16 protein-coding genes are annotated in these 15,164 nt (G+C 61.3%); 11 read left to right on the top strand and 5 right to left on the bottom strand.

Going from position 1 to position 15,164, the window contains the following annotated elements:
* Positions 1-13: 13 nt before the first annotated feature.
* The 5 genes from GEV01_RS18835 to GEV01_RS18815 all read left to right on the top strand — a co-directional run bounded on the left by GEV01_RS18835 (position 14) and on the right by GEV01_RS18815 (position 4,359).
* Positions 14-550, top strand: coding sequence for a DUF2141 domain-containing protein (locus tag GEV01_RS18835; RefSeq protein WP_217428440.1), 537 nt, complete (start codon positions 14-16; stop codon positions 548-550).
* 10 nt (positions 551-560) lie between these two features.
* A complete protein-coding gene (locus GEV01_RS18830; protein WP_152807134.1) occupies positions 561-1,235 on the top strand; it encodes an ABC transporter ATP-binding protein in 675 nt (224 codons plus the stop codon).
* Positions 1,232-2,464 carry an ABC transporter permease gene (locus GEV01_RS18825; RefSeq protein WP_152807133.1) on the top strand — a complete coding sequence of 411 codons (1,233 nt, stop codon included), beginning with the start codon at positions 1,232-1,234 and terminating at the stop codon, positions 2,462-2,464. Before GEV01_RS18830 ends, GEV01_RS18825 begins: the two co-directional genes overlap by 4 nt.
* Positions 2,465-2,539: 75 nt before the next feature.
* Entirely contained in the window at positions 2,540-3,211 is a 672-nt protein-coding gene (locus GEV01_RS18820; RefSeq protein WP_175023136.1) for an outer membrane lipoprotein-sorting protein, read from the top strand.
* Positions 3,208-4,359: a porin gene (locus GEV01_RS18815; protein WP_152807131.1), complete on the top strand. Its 1,152-nt coding sequence runs from the start codon at positions 3,208-3,210 to the stop codon at positions 4,357-4,359. Before GEV01_RS18820 ends, GEV01_RS18815 begins: the two co-directional genes overlap by 4 nt.
* 21 nt (positions 4,360-4,380) lie before the next feature.
* Here the strand turns inward: GEV01_RS18815 and GEV01_RS18810 are convergent, their stop codons facing one another.
* Positions 4,381-4,743, bottom strand: coding sequence for a hypothetical protein (locus tag GEV01_RS18810; RefSeq protein WP_152807130.1), 363 nt, complete (start codon positions 4,741-4,743; stop codon positions 4,381-4,383).
* A gap of 67 nt (positions 4,744-4,810) precedes the next feature.
* Positions 4,811-5,245, bottom strand: a complete 435-nt coding sequence (locus tag GEV01_RS18805; protein WP_152807129.1) for a hypothetical protein — start codon at positions 5,243-5,245, stop codon at positions 4,811-4,813.
* A gap of 225 nt (positions 5,246-5,470) precedes the next feature.
* On the opposite strand from GEV01_RS18805, the gene GEV01_RS18800 reads away from it, so the two are divergent.
* Complete coding sequence (locus GEV01_RS18800; protein WP_152807128.1) at positions 5,471-6,004, top strand: hypothetical protein; 534 nt, start codon at positions 5,471-5,473, stop codon at positions 6,002-6,004.
* 230 nt (positions 6,005-6,234) lie between these two features.
* Here GEV01_RS18800 and GEV01_RS18795 read toward each other — a convergent pair whose 3' ends face one another.
* Positions 6,235-6,672, bottom strand: coding sequence for a GNAT family N-acetyltransferase (locus GEV01_RS18795; protein ID WP_152807127.1), 438 nt, complete (start codon positions 6,670-6,672; stop codon positions 6,235-6,237).
* Between the two features lie 89 nt (positions 6,673-6,761).
* Here GEV01_RS18795 and GEV01_RS18790 point away from each other — a divergent pair, with 89 nt between their 5' ends.
* A complete protein-coding gene (locus GEV01_RS18790; protein WP_175023134.1) occupies positions 6,762-7,448 on the top strand; it encodes an SDR family NAD(P)-dependent oxidoreductase in 687 nt (228 codons plus the stop codon).
* A gap of 3 nt (positions 7,449-7,451) precedes the next feature.
* Here GEV01_RS18790 and GEV01_RS18785 read toward each other — a convergent pair whose 3' ends face one another.
* Positions 7,452-8,423, bottom strand: a complete 972-nt coding sequence (locus GEV01_RS18785; RefSeq protein WP_152807125.1) for a D-2-hydroxyacid dehydrogenase — start codon at positions 8,421-8,423, stop codon at positions 7,452-7,454.
* The gene (locus GEV01_RS18780; RefSeq protein WP_152807124.1) at positions 8,420-9,376 is read right to left on the bottom strand and encodes a LysR family transcriptional regulator; all 957 of its coding nucleotides are present in this window, start codon (positions 9,374-9,376) and stop codon (positions 8,420-8,422) included. The genes GEV01_RS18785 and GEV01_RS18780 overlap by 4 nt, the downstream gene beginning before the upstream one ends.
* A 125-nt stretch (positions 9,377-9,501) precedes the next feature.
* Here GEV01_RS18780 and GEV01_RS18775 point away from each other — a divergent pair, with 125 nt between their 5' ends.
* The 4 genes from GEV01_RS18775 (at position 9,502) to GEV01_RS18760 (ending at position 15,154) form a co-directional block, all read left to right on the top strand.
* A complete protein-coding gene (locus GEV01_RS18775) occupies positions 9,502-9,711 on the top strand; it encodes a hypothetical protein (RefSeq protein ID WP_152807123.1) in 210 nt (69 codons plus the stop codon).
* Positions 9,708-10,574 (top strand): alpha/beta hydrolase, encoded by an 867-nt coding sequence (locus GEV01_RS18770; RefSeq protein WP_152807122.1) that lies wholly within the window; start codon positions 9,708-9,710, stop codon positions 10,572-10,574. Before GEV01_RS18775 ends, GEV01_RS18770 begins: the two co-directional genes overlap by 4 nt.
* Before the next feature lie 144 nt (positions 10,575-10,718).
* Positions 10,719-11,960: an efflux RND transporter periplasmic adaptor subunit gene (locus GEV01_RS18765; RefSeq protein WP_152807121.1), complete on the top strand. Its 1,242-nt coding sequence runs from the start codon at positions 10,719-10,721 to the stop codon at positions 11,958-11,960.
* Positions 11,961-11,965: 5 nt separating this feature from the next.
* Positions 11,966-15,154, top strand: coding sequence for an efflux RND transporter permease subunit (locus GEV01_RS18760; RefSeq protein WP_152807120.1), 3,189 nt, complete (start codon positions 11,966-11,968; stop codon positions 15,152-15,154).
* Positions 15,155-15,164 lie beyond the last annotated feature (10 nt).

Raw genomic sequence — 15,164 nt, 5'->3', positions numbered from 1 at the left:
AAAGAGATATGAAATGAACGTACCGAATCGATCGAAAGAGCAGGATGCCCAAGAGGCCCTGGATACGCGCAGCAAGCTGCGGCGCCTTCCGCTCATCGCCGGCATGAGCGTCATCGCTTGCGCGGGCGTGGTGCTTGCCGTGCTGTTGACGCATGTGCAGAAGACGGCCCTGGTGCAGGCGCCAGCGCCCGCTGACGGCGCCAGCATCACCATCAAGTTAAGCGGCGTCGCAGGAAACAAGGGCATGGTCATGGCGGCCTTGTGCGACAAGGCGACCTTCCTCAAACGCTGCCCGTACATGCAGACGGTCGCCGCGTCGCCTGTCGTCAGCCTGACCTTCGACGGCGTCAAGCCCGGCATGTATGCGGCCATGCTGTTCCACGATGAAAACGGCAACGGTGAATTCGACCGCTCGCCCAACGGCATGCCGCTGGAGGGCTACGCGTTTTCGCGCAACGCCAAGGGCAACTACGGACCGCCGTCATTCGAGCAAGCGGCGTTTGAAGTCAAGGCAGGCAAGGCGGCCGTCGACATCGACATGGTCTACTGAGAGGAAGCGGATGGCGGCCATACTGGAAGTTGACGCGGTATCCAAGCATTATCTGCGAGGCGGCGAGCGCATCGTGGCGTTGGACCAGGTGTCGTTCCGCATCGATCAACCCAGCGTGACGGCCATCGCCGGTCCATCGGGCAGCGGCAAGAGCACCTTGCTCGGCATGCTGGCGCGCTTCGACCGGCCGGACAGCGGCAGCATCAGCGTCGACGGCGAACGCCTGGACCTGATCGCGGAAACGCAGCTGGACCAGTACCGCAACCGCAAGCTCGGTTTCGTCTTCCAGCAATTCAATCTGGTCGGCACGCTGACGGCGCAGGAGAACGTGGAGCTGGCGCTGTCGCCGCAGGCGCTGTCGCCGTCGGAACGCAGCCGCCGTGCAGTCGCCGCGCTGGAGATGGTGGGCATGGATCATCGTTTGAAGCACGAACCGTCCGAGCTGTCGGGCGGGCAGCAGCAGCGCGTCGCTATTGCGCGGGCTCTGGTCAATCGTCCCAGCCTGGTCATCGCCGACGAGCCGACCGGTAATCTGGACGGCAAGACGGCGCAGCAACTGCTGGAGTTGATCGACAATCTGAATCGCCAGGTCGGTACCACCTTCGTCATCGCCACCCACGATCAGCGGGTGATGGAGATGGCGCATGGCGTGGTGCGGCTGGCGGACGGCAGGCAGGTCGCATGAGGCAGTGGCTGACGCTCGCGCTGCGCAACGTACGGCGCAATGGACGGCGCTCCTTTCTGCTGGGCGGGACGATAGGCGTCGGTACGCTGGCACTGCTGCTGTTTGTGGCCTACATCGCGGCATCGTTGGATGGCCTGCGCGAGAGCACCATCCGCAGCGGATTGGGACATGCGCAGTTGGCCGGAGAAGGCCAGTTTGACGGCTACGCCGAGCAGCAGCTGCAATATGGATTGGAGCGGCCGGTGCTGGCGCGCGTGGAAGCGCTGCTGGCGCAGGAGCCGCAGGTACGCCGCGTGGTGCCGCGTCTATCGTTCGCTGGTCTGGTGTCGAACGGCGCGCGCACGCTTAATTTCGAAGGCAGCGGGGTGATGCCGGACCGCGAGCGGCAAGCGTTCGGCGCCTTCCAGACCTTGGCTGCCGGAGCGCCGCTGAGCGCGAAGCCGGAAGGCCGCTATCAGGTTTTGATCGGCAAGGAGATGGCGCGGCGCCTGGCGGTCAAGACCGGTGATTCGATTACGTTGATGACCACCACCGTCAACGGCAGCGTCAACGCGATGGATCTTGAAGTCGTGGGAGTGGTGGCGACAGGTATCCCGCAGACCGATTTGTATCTGCTGCAAATGCCGCTGGAAACGGCGCAGGAACTGCTGCGTACGACCAAGGTGTCGAGTGTCGCCGTGCTGTATCAGGACACTGCGCAGGCCGACGAAATATCGGTCCGCTTGCGTGGCGCGCTGGCCGGTGCGCGGGTCGAGCTGCGGACATGGCAGGCGCTGGCGCCGTTGTATTCGCAGGTGCTGGCCTTGTACCGCAACCAGTTCCTGGTGTTCGGCATCGTCATCTGCATCATCGTCTTCCTTGGTGTGGCGGCGATGACGCTGACCACCATCTATGAACGGGGCAGGGAGATCGGTACCATGCGCGCCATGGGCATCGGCCACGCGCTGGTGCGACGCTTGTTCGTCATGGAGGGCATGCTGCAAGGCCTGTTCGGCGCTTGTGCTGGGGCACTGCTGGCGTTTGCCTCCATCCTGCTGATCAACGCCGCGCATATTGAGCTGGCGCCGCCGCCCGGCCGCAACGCAGGTGTGCTGCTGCAGATGTTGTGGGTGCCGTCGTACAGCGCGGCCATCATCTGCGCCTTGCCGCTGGTGGCGATGCTGGCCGCGTGGACCATCAGTCGCCGCATCGGCCGCATGCCGATCATGTCTTCTCTTTCCATACAGTGAGCCAGCTTCATGCCATTTCCATTTGACCGTGTCCGCTGGTTTGTAGGCTGTGCTGTTTTGGCGGCATGTCCGGTGATGGCCGCGCCACCGCCGGCGCAGGAGATCCTGCGGCAGGTGGACCGCTACCGCATGCCGTTCGATAGTTTCGAGGCGGCAGTGCGCATCGTGCCTGTGCAGAACGGCCAGGAGCAGGAGCCTGGCACCTACGTGATACGCGGCGCGAATCACAATCAGGTATTGGTGGAGGCGACCAGCGTCGACCAGCGCGGCCAGAAGTTCCTGACCACCGATGCCGGGATCTTTTTCTACGCACCCCGCACCCGGCGTGCAATCCGTCTGACGCCGCTGCAAACGCTGCGGGGCAAGGCGTCGATCGGTGACTTGGCGCGCATCAGTTTCACGAACGATTACGACGCCGTGACGATGGACACACCGCCGGCATCCTGCACAGGCGACTGCGTTGCGCTGGCCTTAAGCAGCAAGAACGAAGCGGCCACCTACACGCGGATCACGCTGCTGGCGACCAAACAGCGCGGCCAGTATGTGCCGTTGAAGGCCATGCTGTATGTCGCCAGCGGCAAGCTGTTGAAGATCGCGGAGTTCGATACGGCCACTGGCGGCCTGCCGCCAGTCACCCGCTATTTCGATCCACAACTGCCGGCGGAGCAGACCCGCGTGGTGTACGAGAAGATCAAGACCATGGAATTCTCCGCCAGTACCTTCAACCCGCGTAGTCTGGAACAATGAGCGGTCGCCGTTCAGCGTTGATGGCGGGGCTGCTGCTGTGCGGCGGCGCGCAGGCGGACGAAGACTGGCTGGGCGGGTTCGCGCTGGCCAGCCAGGAAGCCACGCGCTTGCAGGCGACGCCGCTCAATGTCGATAATTTTCTGGCGATCCCCGAGAAAAAAACCACGCTGGCAGGGCTGCTTGAAGGCCGCTTTCACGATCTGACCTGGCGCGCGCGCTTTGAAACCTGGCGCAGCGACGTCGATGGACGGCATAGCGGTTCCTCGGGAACGCTGCAGGAATTGAACCGCGTGTTTCAACTGACGCCGGCGGTGACGCTATCGCTCGGCAAGCGCTTGTATGCGCTCGATCCGTCTTTCGTGAACCAGCCGCTGGGCTTTCTGCAAAAGCGTACGGACCTGAGCGACCCGCTCGATGAACTGGGTCAGTCGGAAGGCCTGCCGATGGCGGTGCTGGGCTGGACCGGCTCCCAGGCCAGCCTGACGGCGATCTACAGCAAGGACGCGGCGCGGCATGCGGATGGCTACAACCGTGGCGTTGAGCAGTCCATCGTCAGGCTGGGATACGAGTTCGAACAACTGAGCGTGAGCATGCTGCTGCGCCGTGCCAGTGGAGAGTCCAACGGCATCGGCGCGACGCTGAGCGGGGCGATGGGGGAACATCTGTCGTGGTATGGATCGGCGTACGGTGCGCGTGACACGCGGCGCGCGACGGCCGGATTGACATATACCTTGCCGGATCTGCCGAAGCTGCAACTCGAATATGCCTACGATGGACGCGGCATGTCGGACGGTGAGTACGCCGGGTGGCTGGCGCTGATCGACCGCAATCAATCCTTGCCGCTGCCGGACATCGCGCGCAAGGGCTTGCAGGCGCAGGCCGCGCAGGTGCTGACCAGCCAGGGCGCGCGCCAGCGCTATGTCAGCGTGACGCTGGCGCAGACGTTGGGAGACTGGGAACTGGGCGGAGGTGTGTACGCCGGCCGCGACGACCACAGCACCGTGTGGCATGGCACTGCGGACTATCGTTATTCACCGCGCACTACATTGATGTTGTCGGTACTGCGCCAGACCGGCGACGCCCGCTCCGAGCGAGGCCTGTCGCCATTAAGCAGCAGGCTTGCCTTCCGGGTGCGCCGGTTGTTTTAAGACGGAGAGACGCTCCGCACGTCAGAGCAATTTGACGGTTGTTGCCCATACGTGCACGTGTGAAAACTCTGCGGCCCGCGATTCGACGTAGTCGTTGATGATTACGGCATTGCCGCCCAGGTTGCAGGTCTTGGTCTTCAACTCGGCATATGCCTGGTCTTCCAGCTTCGCATCGCCGCCAAAGAACACATTTCTTTGCACGTGGGATTCGATCTGCGCGAGTGTTTCGAATTCCCGATCAGGCTTGGCTTTCTTGAAGAAGGTAACTTGGCACGCAGGCTGGTCCGTCTGGTACTTGGACTCCAGAACGCTAATTGTACTGGTCGTCGAGCACGCGCTCAGCAGCATGAGTGGCGCGGCTAGGGCGGCGATCCGCTTCATCATATGGCCTGTCCTTTGTCGATCTCGATAATTGAAACCACCTGCCTCTGGAGGCAGGTGGGGGCAGGCTTTATTTCACCATTTTTACCATCTCGTCCACCACCTGGCACGACCACGCCTTCTGGCCAGCGCCGCCGACGAAACCGGTCTTGGTGGCGACGGTGACGTAGGTCTGCTCCGGCGTCATGGCGTTCCAGTTGATGAACAGCTCTTCGCCGCCGCTGCCGACCAGCACGCCGATATGGCGATTGCGTTGTGCCTTGATCGATTTTTCTTGCTCAGTCTCTACCGTGGCATCGACGGCGACCAGTACTTTTTTGGCGATGTCCTTGGTGCGTGCGGCATCGGCGCCGAGCAGTACCGCTGCGTCGTAGCAATCCTGGGCCTTCTGAGGCGTATTGACTTGCAGCTGGCTGCTGTAGGTCATTTTGCTGGTGTCCATGCCGGCGCAGCCGGAAACCAGGGCCGCTACGGCGACGAATGCCGGGATACTCAATGCTTTCATATTTCTCTCTTTTGTCATTTGGATGGTGTTGCGAAAATCGGTCGCACTCTAACATTTTGCTTTCAGGAAAAACTTCACCAATTGTCACGAATTGGAATATCAGAGGTTTAATCCTCGCTTCGATACGAAAGGTGCTGTCTGATGGGACAAACCAATACGCGCTGGTTATTGAAAACAGCAGTGGTAAAGTCATGCCTTGAGCATCTTTAAAGGGCAGGTCGATTGATGAAAGCACTCGTCGTTTTCGCTGCATTGGCGATTGGCTTTGCGCCTGCGGGCATGGCGCAAACTCGTCGACTCCCCGCCATTGAGCAAGGCATCTATCATCCTGAGCCGCCTTTTGAAAACATCAAGCAATCGTTTTATATTCGAGAGCGTGAGCGGCCGCTTCTGAATCTCATTACCGATGCAAGCACCTCGATTGCCCTGTTTTTGATCGATGCCCATAATGCCTTGCCTGGTACTTCCAAGCTTCTGGCCGAGACGAGTGGTGGCCTGCGGCTGCCGCCCATGGCCACTGTCGATAGAACTATGCGTTTTGTTGGCACGGGTCTTTACTGCTGGCAGAGCAAAGACGACGATCATCTGGAGTTTTTGATCGAGTGGGCCGATATCACAACCAATGCGCGCTACACCGACTCCTACGTGTTTGCGCGACGCGGGCCTGGCTGGCATTTTGAAAAACACGGCAGCATCCCGCCATGGCATTGGACACAGACTGAACGTTATTTTCAGCGGGCGTGCCCATCGGATAGCTGAGGCTCAAGGAAATTGTTTTCGATATGTGTCTATCATTCCATGATTCCATACCCGTCTGCGAGAAAATACATTTCGACTTGCGCAGCCGTGCCTTCAAACAGGGACGCTCCCGTAGCCCATGTGCCAGCGATGTGAGCCGGCAGGCCTTCCGCCGCATGGGCCGCCATGTGAAACGAACTGTACAGCACGATCAACTTTAACCACGAAGTACGCATTGTGTTCCTCTCGATTTATCCTGCGCTCGCCAGCAGATAATAAGCGTCGTTACCTTCGACCCGCTCCCGGCGCCATCCCTGCGAGGCATAGAACTGGTCCGCCCTGGTTCCCATTCCGGTACTCAGGCGAACAAACTCATTGCCCTGTTCGAAAAGCCATGCGGTGGCGATGTTGAGCAATTGCTTGGCGATCCCTTGGCCCTCATATTCCTGCGCCATGAACAGCGCCCAGATGGACGAATCGGTTTTATTCGCGTAGCAGAATCCGGCGATCACGCCATCCACTTCCGCGACCCAGCCGCGGCCCAGCAGCTCCAGATAATCCTCATACATTTTCTGGGTAATGCGGCTCGGGTCGGACAGCACATTTTCGCGAACAGCCAGCCGTATCGTCGACATCGCAGGAATGTCATGCGCCGTCGCCTGGCGAAAAACTATTTGGGTTTGTGGCATCGCTGTCCTTATTCGGCTAATTGGGTTTCGATTTAATTATGCATTTAATATATTCTATTAGTTTAATTAACTATAAGGCTGGCGTAAAGATGAAGGCAATTATTACTGGCGGCAACCGAGGCATCGGGTTTGAAATATCGAAGAAGCTATTGAGCAAGGGGTTTGAAGTGCATGTCTTGTCCCGGTCGGGCGTCTCTGCCGCCATGGACGGTTTAACTTCGTGGACGGCAGACGTTTCTGATTACGAACAGGCGCTTCAGATTGTCGAGAAGATCGGGACGCCAGACGTCTTCATCAACAACGCGGGCATGATGAACGCGAAGACGGCCAGCGATTACGACAGCGAGGCCATCCTCCACACGCTCAATATGAACCTGATCTCCGCCGTGCGGCTGAGCGTTCATGTGGCGGAACGGATGGCGGGCAAGGGCGGTGGCCGCATCGTCAGCATGGGGTCGATTGCCGGCGAAATCGGCCACCCGGACATCTGGTATGGCGTTTCAAAAGCGGGCCTGATGAATGCGATGCGCTCACTCGCGCGCACCTACGGCGCCAGGGGCGTGATTGCCAACTCGGTCGCGCCGGGCCCCGTCGAAACGGACATGATGAAAAACATCCCGCAAGACAGAAAGGACCGTCTGAAGGCCGCGACCATCAGTCAGCGATTCTGTCTGGCGGAAGAGGTTGCGGAAACGGTCAGCTGGCTTGCAACCGACGCACCGGCGTTCATCAACGGCGACGTGATCGATATGAACAACGGCACCAATTATCGATAGCCGTCAGCCGACCACGTTCCTGGGCGCACCCGCCACCCACGCTTCGATGTTGTCGATCAGCTGATCCGCCAGCACCTGCATGGCCTGCGAGCTGGCCCAGGCCGAATGCGGCGTCAGGATGAAGTTGGGCAGTCGCAGATTGAGCAGCACGTTGTCGGCCGGCGGTGGTTCCTGCACCAGCACGTCGAAGCCTGCGCCGGCGATCACGCCGCTGCGCAAGGCGTCGGCCAGCGCCATCTCGTCCACCAGGCCGCCGCGCGCGGTGTTGATCAGCAGCGCGCTGCGCTTCATGCGTATCAGCTCTTTTGCGCTGATCAGGTTACGCGTCTTGTCGTTCAGCGGCAGGTGCAGGCTGAGGATGTCCGAGGTTTCCAGCAGCTCGTCGAAGCCTACTTCGCGCACGCCGTCGCCTGCCGCATCGGGCAGCGGCGAGCGCGTATGCACGATCACCTCCATGCCGAAGGCCTTGGCGATGCGCGCCACCGATTTGCCCAGCGCCCCATATCCCAGCAGGCCCAGACGGCTGCCCGCCAGGTCCGCGATCGGATGGCCGAACAGGCAGAAACGGTCGGACTTCTGCCACAGCCCCGCCTCGATATCGGCGCGGTACGCCACCAGCTGCCGCCGCAACGCCAGCATCAGCGCGAAGGTGTGCTCGGGCAGCGTGTGCACCGCGTAGTTGCGGATGTTGGAGACCACGATGCCGCGTTCGCGGCAGGCCGCCAGGTCGACGATGTCGGTGCCGGTGGCGGCCACTGCGATCATCTTCAGGTCCGGCAGCTGCGCCAGGTCGGCGGCGCGCAGCGGCACCTTGTTGGTGATGGCGATGGTGGCGCGCGCGTCGCGCAGGCGCGGCATGGCGTCCGCCGCCTTGGTGGCGGCATGCTCGGACCACGCATGCGCGAACGCAGGCTTGCGGATGTTGGCGATCACGCTGTCGCGGTCGAGGAATACGATGCGGTGGGCTTCAGTCATATGGCAACCTCAAAAGGAGTCGGGCGCGTTGGTGGTGCGGCTTTCGGCAGGCGCATGCCCGGGTGGTTGGAAAACAGTTCGGCGACCCATTCGACAAAGACACGCACCTTGGCCGACAGGTGGCGGTTCTGCGGGTAGACCACGTGCACCGGCAGCGGGTCGGTGCTCCAGTCGTCCAGCAGCTGTTCGAAGCGGCCGTCCTTGAGCATGGGCTCCATCATAAAGTTCGGCATCTGCAGGATGCCCAGTCCCGCCAGGCCTGCTGCGATGTAGGCATTGGTGTCGTTGACGGCGATGTGGCCCGGCAGGGCGACCTGTATCCGGTGGCCGTCGCGCGAGAAGTCCCAGTCGAACAGCTTGCCGGTGCGGGAGGAAAAATAGTTCACGCAGCGGTGGCGCATCAGCTCATCGGGATGGACAGGCCGGCCGTAGCGGTCCAGGTAGTCCGGCGTGGCGCAGGTGACGAACTGCAGGATGCCGACGCGCCGCGCGATCAGGTTGGAATCCCCGAGCACGCCGCCGCGCACGGCGCAGTCGACGCCTTCCTCGATCAAATCGATGGTGCGGTCGCTGCAGCCCAGCTCCAGCTGGATGTCCGGGTAGCGCGTGAAGAAGTCGGGCAGGGCGGGGATCAGCACGTCGCTGGCCAGGCCGGTGGGCGCATCGACCCGCAGCCGCCCGCTGGGGCTGAGCCGCGTGCGCGACAGCGATTCCTCGGCCTCGCGCACGTCCGACAGGATGCGCAGGCAGCGCTCATAATAGGCGGCGCCGTCGGCTGTCACGCTGACCTGGCGCGTGGTCCGGTGCAGCAGCTTGACCGACAGCGTCGCCTCCAGCGACTGGATCAGCGTCGACACGGTGGCCTTGGGCAGCTGCATATTGTCGGCCGCGCGCGTGAAGCCGCCGGCGTCGACCACCTGTACGAACACTTCCATCGCTTGTAGTTTATTCATCTTTGAGTCCCATTGTTCGGAATCCTGAACAATCAATTCGACATTGCACTATTTATCAGATTGTAGATCAAGTTTAAGATTGCTGTACTGCACCAAGAAAGTACATTGAAGGAAAGGGGTTCAACATGAAATATCGGGATGGAATTTTTGCAACGATCGCACTGGCGCTGACTTCGGTCGCCCTGGCGGGCGTGGTCTATACCGATGCCTACTCGCAGGCGGCATCGGCCGAAGCGAACGGCGTTCGTGCCCTGACCGAAGCGGCCGCCGGCGACACCATCGCCTGCGCCGATACGGCCATGCTGTCCAGCGCCGCGGATACGGTGCAGCGATGAGCGCAATCGTCGAGCCTCTGCCGCAGCTGTCTGACCTGCTCAAGGTCCGCAACCTGGAAGTGCGCGGCGCGCAAGGCCCCCTGGCCGGCCGCCTGTACACCAGCGGCGAGGCCGGCATCAAGCGTGACACCTTGACCGTGTTCTTCCATGCCGGCGGCTTCAACAGCGGCGACCTGGAAGATGCCGACATGTTCCTGCGCCACATGGCCGACGACACCCCGGACAGCGCCGTGCTGGCCGCCGCCTACACGCTGGCGACGGTGCAGCCTTTCCCGGCCGCCGTCGAGGATGCCCACGCCGTGCTGACCTGGGCCAAGAAGAACAAGACCAAGCTGGGCTGGACCGGCAAGCGCCTGGTTGTGGCCGGCATCGAAGCCGGCGCCAACCTGGCGGCGGTCTGCGCGCTGATGTCGCGCGACCGTGGCGGCCCGGCGCTGGCCGGCCAGATCCTGGTGATGCCGATGCTCGATCCGGGCCTCAGCACCTGGTCGATGCGCGAAATGCAGAACGCGCCTGAATTGCTGGACGTGGCCGACGCCTGCGCGGCGGCCTACCGTGGCTACCTGCCGAACGCGGCAGACCGCACCCATCCATACGCCTCGCCGCTGCAATCGAGCCGTCTGAAAAACCTGCCGCCGGCACTGATCCTGTCGGCCGAAGACGACCCGCTGCGCGACGAAGCGGAACAATATGGCGCGAAGTTGATTGCCTGTGGTGTCAAGACCACCGTCAACCGAATGCCGGCAGCGCCCCTGAACGAAGCAGGGGCGCGCAACGAATGCGCGTGCAAGTGTTACGCGCTGGGAGAAATCGCCAGTTTCATCGCTGGCCTGGAACGGTCTGAGACACCGCCAGCCGCATAGGGTTCCCCAACCTTTAAGCAGTATCTGCAATCACGTCCCCACTGGCTTGCCGGCGGGGCGCTAGTACCGTGTTTTCTCGCAATTCGTTGAGGGCAACCGGTGCCGCCGTTTCTATTAATTATTTTCATATAAAAGGGAATAAACATGAAAACCATTAAACAATTCACCGTCGTAGCCCGGCCGCTGGCCGCCGCTATGGCGCTGGCGGGACTGGCCGCTTTTGGCCTCTCCGGTTGCGAAGACGCTACCGGCAAGACAGCTGAAGCACCGGCCGCCGGTGGTCCTCCGATTTCGGCCGCAGTGGTCGTCGAGAAAACCATCACCGAGACCCAGGAGTTCTCGGGCCGTCTGGAAGCGATCGAGCAAGTGCAGATCCGTCCGCGCGTCGGCGGCTTCATCACCGCGATCAATTTCAAGCCTGGCAGCGAAGTGAAGAAGGGCGAAGTCTTGTTCGTCATCGATCCGCGTCCGTTCCAGGCTGAAGCCAACCGCGCCGAAGCGGCAGCCGGCTCGGCCCGCGCCAAGGCCGATCTGGCCAAGGTGGAACTGGTCCGCGCTGAAAAACTGCTGGCCGATAAAGCCATCGCCCAACGCGAATACGACGCCTCGGCATCGAGCCTGAAGCAGCTGGACGCCGACGCCCGCGCCGCACAAGCGCAGTACGAAGCGGCCAAGCTCAATCTGAGCTACACCCAGGTGACGTCGCCGATCAACGGCCGCGTATCGAAAGCGGAAATCACGCTGGGCAACCTGGTCGACGCTTCGGCGGTACTGACTTCGGTGGTGTCGCTGGAGCGCATCTACGCTTCCTTCGACGGCGATGAAGACACCTATCTGCGCGTTGGCGCCGCTGCCCATCAAGGCAAACCGGCCACCGTGAAGATCGGCCTGGCCAACGAAACCGGCTTCCCGCACGAAGGCAAGCTGGAATTCGTCGACAACCAGCTCGATCCACGCAGCGGTTCGGTGCGCATGCGCGCCACCCTCAACAACACCGACGGCGCGCTGGTGCCAGGCCTGTTCGCCCGCGTGCAACTGGCCGGCTCCACCGGCGCCAAGTCGGCGTTGATGATCAACGACCGCGCCATCAGCACGGACCAGAACCGCAAGTTCGTGTTCGTGGTCGACAAGGACAACAAGGCCGAATACCGCCCTGTGACCCTCGGCCCTGCAATCGATGGCCTGCGCGTGGTGCGCGACGGCTTGAAGCCAGGCGAGAAGATCGTCGTCAACGGCTTGCAGCGCGTGCGCCCTGGTGCGCCGATCACGCCAACCGTGGTCGCCATGGATTCCGATCCGCTGGCCGCCAACGTGCCGAAAACCGAAGTTAAAAAAGATGAAAAAGTAGCGGCGGTCGCAACCAAGACCGGCACTTCCAAGGAATAAAAACTATGAACATCTCTCGATTTTTTGTCGACAAGCCGATTTTTGCGGCGGTACTGTCGATCATTATCTTCGTCGCCGGCCTGATATCGATCTTCAAGCTGCCGATCTCGGAGTACCCGGACGTGGTGCCGCCATCGGTGGTGGTGCGCGCGCAGTATCCTGGTGCGAATCCGAAGATCATCGCCGAAACCGTGGCCGCGCCGCTTGAGGAACAGATCAACGGCGTCGAGAACATGCTGTACATGTCCTCGCAAAACACCTCGGACGGCGCGCTGGCGCTGACCGTCACCTTCAAGATCGGCACCAACGTCGAGCAGGCTGAAACCCAGGTGCAGAACCGCGTTCAACGCGCGCTTCCGCGTCTGCCGGAAGAAGTCCGCCAGATCGGCGTGACGACCGTGAAGTCGTCGCCCAACCTGACCATGGTGGTCCACCTGCAATCGCCGAACGGCCGTTACGACGACCTGTATCTGCGTAACTATGCAGTGTTGAACATCAAGGACCAGCTGGCGCGCTTGCCTGGCATGGGCGAGGTGCAGCTGTTCGGTTCCGGCGACTACGCGATGCGTATCTGGCTCAACCCGCAGAAAGTGGCACAGCGCGGCCTGACCGCCAGCGATGTCGTTGCTTCGATCCGCGAGCAGAACGTTCAAGTTGCTGCCGGTGTGATCGGCCAGGGCCCGACCAAGGGTGCGGACTTCCAGCTGACCGTGAACACGCAAGGCCGTTTGCAGAGCGAAGAAGAATTCGGCAACATCATCCTGAAGACCAATGCTGACGGCGCGGTAACGCTGCTGAAAGACGTGGCCCGCATGGAGATGGGTTCGAACTCGTACGCGCTGCGCTCCCTGCTGAACAACAATTCGGCGGTGGCGATCCCTATTTTCGAAGCACCTAACGCCAACGCGCTGCAGCTGTCGGCCGACGTGCGTGCGACGATGGCCCGCCTGTCGAAGGATTTCCCGGAAGGCGTCACGTACAGCGTTGTATATGACCCGACCCAATTCGTGCGCGAATCGATCCGCGCCGTGATCCACACCCTGGTCGAAGCGATCATTCTGGTGGCACTGGTGGTGATCGTGTTCCTGCAAACCTGGCGCGCATCGGTGATCCCGCTGCTGGCCGTTCCCGTGTCGGTGGTGGGTACCTTCGCCGTCATGCTGGGCTTTGGCTTCTCGATCAACACGCTGTCGCTGTTCGGCCTTGTGCTGGCCATCGGTATCGTGGTCGATGACGCGATCGTGGTGGTGGAAAACGTCGAGCGGAATATCTCCAACGGACTGTCGCCGCATGACGCGACCATCCAGGCGATGAAAGAGGTGAGTGGTCCGATTATCGCGATTGCGCTGGTGCTGTGCGCCGTGTTCGTGCCGATCGCATTTGTGTCGGGTCTGTCCGGCCAGTTCTACAAGCAGTTCGCGCTGACCATCGCCATCTCGACCGTGATCTCGGCATTCAGCTCGCTGACCCTGGCTCCGGCCCTGGCCGCCGTGCTGCTGCGTCCACACGATGCACCGAAAGATGCGCTGACCCGCGTGATGGACAAGATCTTCGGCCGCTTCTTCGGCTGGTTCAACCGCTTCTTCAACCGCGCTTCGAAAGGCTATGAAACCGGCGTGACCGGCGTGTTGAAACGCAAAGGCGGTTCGCTGGTGGTGTACGCCATCCTGGCCGTGGCTGCGGGCTTCATGTTCAAGATCGTGCCTCCGGGCTTCGTTCCTGCGCAGGACAAGCAGTACCTGATCGGTTTCGCACAACTGCCGGACGCCGCTTCGCTGGACCGTACCGACGCCGTCATCCGCAAGATGTCGGACATCGCCAAGGAAATCCCTGGCGTGGCTGATTCGGTGGCTTTCCCTGGCCTGTCGATCAACGGCTTCACCAATGCGCCTAACGCCGGTATCGTGTTCACCCCGCTGAAACCGTTCGAAGAGCGCACCAAGAAGAGCGAATCGGCTGAAGCCATCGCTGCTGAAATCAACAAACGCATGGGCGCCATCGAAGGTGCGTTCGTGATGGTGCTGCCACCGCCGCCAGTCAATGGCCTGGGCACCACCGGTGGTTTCAAAGTGATGGTCGAAGACCGCGACAACTTGGGTTACGACGCGCTGTACAAGGCGATCCAGGCAGTGCAGATGAAGGCATGGCAGAACCCTAAACTGGCCGGCGTATTCTCCAGCTACCAGATCAACGTGCCGCAGCTGTTCGCCGACATCGACCGCGCAAAAGCCAAGCAACTGGGCGTGCCGCTGCAAACGATCTACCAGACCTTGCAGATCAATCTGGGTTCGCTGTATGTGAACGACTTCAATCAGTTCGGCCGTACCTATCAGGTGCGCGTCCAGGCTGACCAGCAGTTCCGTTCGCACGCTGAAGACATCGCCCAGCTGAAAGTCCGCAACGACAAGGGCGAGATGATTCCTCTGTCGTCGCTGATGCGCGTGAAAGACAGCTATGGCCCGGACCGCGTACAGCGTTACAACGCCTACGTCGCAGCCGAGATCAATGGCGGCGCCGCTCCTGGCATCTCGTCGGGTGAAGCGCAGGCTGAAATGACCAAGATCCTCAATGAGGTTCTGCCGAAAGGTATCGGCTACGAATGGACGGAACTGGTGTACCAGGACATCCTGTCCGGTAACACGATGATGTATGTGTTCCCACTGTGCGTGCTGCTGGTGTTCCTGGTGCTGGCTGCCCAGTACGAAAGCTGGACCCTGCCGCTGGCGGTGATCCTGATCGTGCCGATGTCGATCTTCTGCGCGCTGGTTGGCGTGAAGCTGACCCACGGAGATAACAACGTCTTTACGCAGATTGCCTTGTTCGTGCTGGTTGGTCTGGCCTCGAAGAACGCGATTCTGATCGTGGAGTTTGCACGCGAACTGGAACACCACGGCCGTACCATCGTTGAAGCCGCGCTGGAAGCCTGCCGCCTGCGTCTGCGTCCGATTCTGATGACGTCGATCGCATTCATCATGGGCGTGCTGCCGCTGGTGTTCTCGCACGGTGCGGGTTCGGAAATGCGTCATGCAATGGGTGTGGCGGTGTTCGCCGGCATGCTGGGCGTGACCTTCTTCGGCCTGTTCCTGACGCCGGTGTTCTACGTCCTGCTGCGCAAGCTGGCGGTACGCCTGGAGAAGAAAAAACCTGCCGTGGCTGGCGACGCCGCTGCGGTAAAACTGGAAGGGACTCACTAACATGAGCAAC

The organism is Rugamonas rivuli (assembly GCF_009380165.1).
Taxonomy (GTDB): Bacteria; Pseudomonadota; Gammaproteobacteria; order Burkholderiales; family Burkholderiaceae_D; genus Rugamonas; species Rugamonas rivuli.
This window is presented reverse-complemented; position numbering and strand designations above follow the sequence as displayed.

Bases quoted from the DNA above. Each gene is read 5' to 3' on its own strand.
- GEV01_RS18825 (WP_152807133.1), top strand. From the start codon at position 1,232: ATGAGGCAGTGGCTGACGCTCGCGCTGCGCAACGTACGGCGCAATGGA.
- GEV01_RS18820 (WP_175023136.1), top strand. From the start codon at position 2,540: ATGGCCGCGCCACCGCCGGCGCAGGAGATCCTGCGGCAGGTGGACCGC.
- GEV01_RS18780 (WP_152807124.1), bottom strand. From the start codon at position 9,376: ATGAATAAACTACAAGCGATGGAAGTGTTCGTACAGGTGGTCGACGCC.
- GEV01_RS18800 (WP_152807128.1), top strand. From the start codon at position 5,471: ATGAAAGCACTCGTCGTTTTCGCTGCATTGGCGATTGGCTTTGCGCCT.
- GEV01_RS18805 (WP_152807129.1), bottom strand. From the start codon at position 5,245: ATGAAAGCATTGAGTATCCCGGCATTCGTCGCCGTAGCGGCCCTGGTT.
- GEV01_RS18795 (WP_152807127.1), bottom strand. From the start codon at position 6,672: ATGCCACAAACCCAAATAGTTTTTCGCCAGGCGACGGCGCATGACATT.
- GEV01_RS18790 (WP_175023134.1), top strand. From the start codon at position 6,762: ATGAAGGCAATTATTACTGGCGGCAACCGAGGCATCGGGTTTGAAATA.
- GEV01_RS18810 (WP_152807130.1), bottom strand. From the start codon at position 4,743: ATGATGAAGCGGATCGCCGCCCTAGCCGCGCCACTCATGCTGCTGAGC.
- GEV01_RS18830 (WP_152807134.1), top strand. From the start codon at position 561: ATGGCGGCCATACTGGAAGTTGACGCGGTATCCAAGCATTATCTGCGA.
- GEV01_RS18770 (WP_152807122.1), top strand. From the start codon at position 9,708: ATGAGCGCAATCGTCGAGCCTCTGCCGCAGCTGTCTGACCTGCTCAAG.
- GEV01_RS18785 (WP_152807125.1), bottom strand. From the start codon at position 8,423: ATGACTGAAGCCCACCGCATCGTATTCCTCGACCGCGACAGCGTGATC.
- GEV01_RS18835 (WP_217428440.1), top strand. From the start codon at position 14: ATGAACGTACCGAATCGATCGAAAGAGCAGGATGCCCAAGAGGCCCTG.
- GEV01_RS18775 (WP_152807123.1), top strand. From the start codon at position 9,502: ATGAAATATCGGGATGGAATTTTTGCAACGATCGCACTGGCGCTGACT.
- GEV01_RS18760 (WP_152807120.1), top strand. From the start codon at position 11,966: ATGAACATCTCTCGATTTTTTGTCGACAAGCCGATTTTTGCGGCGGTA.
- GEV01_RS18815 (WP_152807131.1), top strand. From the start codon at position 3,208: ATGAGCGGTCGCCGTTCAGCGTTGATGGCGGGGCTGCTGCTGTGCGGC.
- GEV01_RS18765 (WP_152807121.1), top strand. From the start codon at position 10,719: ATGAAAACCATTAAACAATTCACCGTCGTAGCCCGGCCGCTGGCCGCC.